This is a genomic window from Endozoicomonas sp. ONNA2, from assembly GCF_024606365.1.
Taxonomy (GTDB): domain Bacteria; phylum Pseudomonadota; class Gammaproteobacteria; order Pseudomonadales; family Endozoicomonadaceae; genus Endozoicomonas.
In genome coordinates, this window is the sequence record NZ_JAHHPO010000183.1 from 1 (window position 1) to 3,589 (window position 3,589).

2 protein-coding genes are annotated in these 3,589 nt (G+C 43.2%); one reads left to right on the forward strand and one right to left on the reverse strand.

Annotation, left to right across the window (positions count from 1 at the left end; all coding sequences use genetic code 11):
• A partial coding sequence (locus KDK14_RS03250) for an ankyrin repeat domain-containing protein (protein WP_257263587.1) occupies nucleotides 1-481 on the forward strand: 481 nt, incomplete at its 5' end.
• A 319-nt stretch (nucleotides 482-800) separates the two neighbouring features.
• Here KDK14_RS03250 and KDK14_RS03255 read toward each other — a convergent pair.
• On the reverse strand, nucleotides 801-3,589 hold a 2,789-nt coding region (locus KDK14_RS03255; RefSeq protein WP_257263588.1), incomplete at its 5' end, for an ankyrin repeat domain-containing protein.

The window sequence follows — 3,589 nt, forward strand, 5'->3', positions numbered from 1 at the left end:
AGCTGCTGGTAAAGGCCACACAGAGGCCATCCGGACATTGCTGGAGATTCACCCCGCGCTGGCCAAAAAGAAGGATTGCAGTGGCCAAACGGCTCTCCACCTGGCTGCTGCCAAAGGACAGGCAGCGGCCATCCATACATTGCTGGCAATGGCCTCCTCCCTGACCAAAAAGAAGAATAAGACAGTCAGCACGGTGATCCAGGCAGCTGGTTTTCCTGCAGCTGCGATTGGAGGCCACACAGAAGCCATCCAGTCATTTCAGCCCCCTGCCCCCTCCCTGGCCAAAGAGAAGGATAACAATGGCCAAACGGCTCTCCACCTGGCTGCTTTTAATGGCAACACAGAGGCCATCCGGGCATTGCTGGAGATTGAACCTTCCCTGGCCGAAGAGACGGATAAGTCAGGCCGCAGGGCTATCCAGCTAGCTATCGATGAAGGCCACAAAGAAGAGGTCATCCAGATATTGCTATCCTTTCAATAAGAACAATACCGGTGGCCGGGCGGCTTTCTGCCGGGCTCAGAGCCATCGTCGCCCCAAGTGCCAAAAGCTCCTTAAGGAATTGCCTTTTAATAAGTTCCCGATTTCCGTTTACCCTGAGCTTGTCGAAGGGTCGTGCCACCGAACTTCGGCAAGCTCAGTCCAGTCAGGCAATGAAAATAAAGAAGTTATTTCCAGACAACTCCTTAAGTAGTTAACCAAATGAAATCCTATTTTCTGACTACTTATCATCCTGAAAGTTGTGGTTCCGATAAAACCCTTGATCAATACATTCATCAAAAGCACCTCATCAAGTGCCATCCTAGTCATTCGACTCAAACAAATCCTGCCCTCCGCTTTCCTGATAGTCCATTTTAAACAGCACCTTCAATACTTCCAACAGGTCTTTGAAATATGCCTGGCTGCCGGTGGAGTTGATCTGTAAACGCGCTGGCCTGTTTGATGACTCAAACCGGTCAAATTCAATTTGAATTTTCTGATCTCTCTTGATGTTATGCAGTAAATTGACAGGACCACTGCAATGGCTAAAGTTATTTTTCAATAATACTTCGTTAATTTCAGTCATACTCCCCATTTTTAACTGTTTACGAATGGCATTGATAATACCATCGAAACCATCAAATGTTATTTTTGCAGTTTGTTCTACTGGTTTGCCACCCAAATTTTTCTGGTGTTCTTTTACAATTTTAACCACTTCCTTCTGAAGCTTTTCTTTAAGATCATCAGTATTGAAAACATCACAAATTTTATTCAGTAATCTCTGGAAGTCAGGATGCTCAATAAATTGCCCGATATGGTCTAATGATATTTGAGCAATTGTATATTTAAAGGGCGCAGTGAAAAAATCTCTCACTATGCTTATCAGATCAGGATTCTCAAGACATAACTTTATATTTACACTTACTTTGGTGTCAGGTTCATTTGGATCAATGCTTTTTGCCCTGAAATGAAACCCCCTTGCTGCATATTTATGTAAAAATTCCATAATTCTGTTTTTTGTGCCTTCAATATGAAAAGGATAGCCATCCAGTGGTAAATAATTCATGTTAGAGTTATTTACAAACTGTATAGGAACGTAGATTTTTTTCAGCTCTTCATAATTTCTGTTTTTGGGATTTCCTCTAATCCCGGAATATCCAAAAATGGCATCTTCAAAGTTACCGGTAATCATATCAAAAAAATCTCTTGCTAAAACAAAAACAGAGTTGTCTTCAGTAATTGGGATAAAGTTACATTCCGGATACTTTTCCTGGTAGCTAATAAGGTTCACTGCATGGTTACTGGTCAACAATTTTTCCTGATAGCGAACAGGACTGGCCGAGTTAACGGTATTGCCTTGATTGTGAACCTGTTCATTTTCGCAGTTGCCCTGATTGCCTGGTTCTTTAAAATAATTGTTGCGATAATACAGCGGTTGATCCGGAGGGTTGTTGACTTTTTCCATGGCATCCTTCAGGGCATTTATGCTATCAGGGTGTTTAGCCAATGCCAGAGGTTTATTGCCCCATTTATCCGTAGCATGGATGTTCACTCTATTTTCTGTTTCGTCCAGCAACGTGACCAGGCACTCAATATTGCCTGCCTCGACAGCCAGATGTAATGGTGTCTTGCCTTCGTTATTGCCAATATTGATTTTGGCTTTACCGTCCAGTAGATATTGAAGACAGCGTCTATACCCTTCTACCTGAGACTGATTGGCGGAATTATTGTTGACCCAACAATCATCTTTGACCACATAGTGCAAGGGGGTCATATTATTTTGACTTCGGTGATTGATATCTACCCTGGCCCGGTAATCTTCTTTAAGCCTTCTCAGGCAATTGATTTTGCCGTGACCTGCAGCATACAAAAATAACTCCGAAAGTCTTTCATCGTCTGTTTTTATGAATTCGAGCAGTTTTATCAGGCAATCGTCGTTGTCTCCCTGAATAGCCAAATGCAGTGGTGTGGCGCCTTTATCATTAGTCGTAGTCTTGAAATCTATTACTTTATTAAAGTCTGTGCAGATCTTTGTCAGAAATACTTTATTACCGTGATAGGCTGCATAGTGCAGCGGCGTATTTCCATTCAAATCCGGTTTCGTGACATCTTCTTTGGCATACTTGTAATGCTGGATATCCAGCCAGTCAATTTTATGCTCTGATCTGGCTATAAAATGCAGTAGCGTCATACCGGATTCATTTTTTTCCTGTACATCAGCCTGAGCCTTAATCAGTTCTTTTACGCATGATTTATGACTGTGTTGAGCAGCCAGCAGCAGTGCCGTGTCGCCATTATTATCTTTAGCATTGATGCATATTACCCCTTGGCGCAACTTCATTATTTTCTTGACTTTCTTCTTGACCAACAGCTGTTTGACTTCTTCATGCACATCATAGAGTAGTGTCTGAATGCAACTGCCTTGCCCTGCCACAGCTGCACAGTGCAGGGGTGTCCTGCCTTTAATATCGTAAATATTGATGCATTTTGCGGAATTGTCTTTCAATAGCAATTTTGCCAGATAACTGCCGCCTTTTTCTGCAGCGTAGTGCAGGAGTGTTTTACCGTCAGTTTCGTCCTGATCATCCAGGCGTATTCTATCAACCAGTAGATCTGTGCTTTTGTTCTGATAATTTTCATCGATGGCCAATCGCAGGGCACGATTGGCATTATTGGGCGTGATATGCTGGTATTTCTTGCATAAATGTTCCAGGCATCTTTCATCTTTGTTAAAGACTGCATAATGCAGCGCGGTTTTTCCACTCTTGTCAGCATGGTTGATATCCGCTCCATTAAAGATCAGATGCACCAGACAGAGTAGGTGCCCCTTCTCGGCAGCATAATGCAGCGCTGTTTTACCACTGTCATCAGCGTGTTTGATATTGACTTTCCTGGAGAGTAGATATCTCAGGCATTTTATGCCGTCGCTCTCAGCAGCATAACAATCCAGGGCATCTCTGTCTTCACGGATGGTGGATGGCTCAATTTTTGCCAGTTTCCGTGGTGCCGGATCGGTATCCGGGCCGCCATTCATTACCCTTTTTCTAGAGTCAATCAGTGCTATTGACCGAATCAGTACTATTGACCGAATCAGTACTATTGACCGAATCA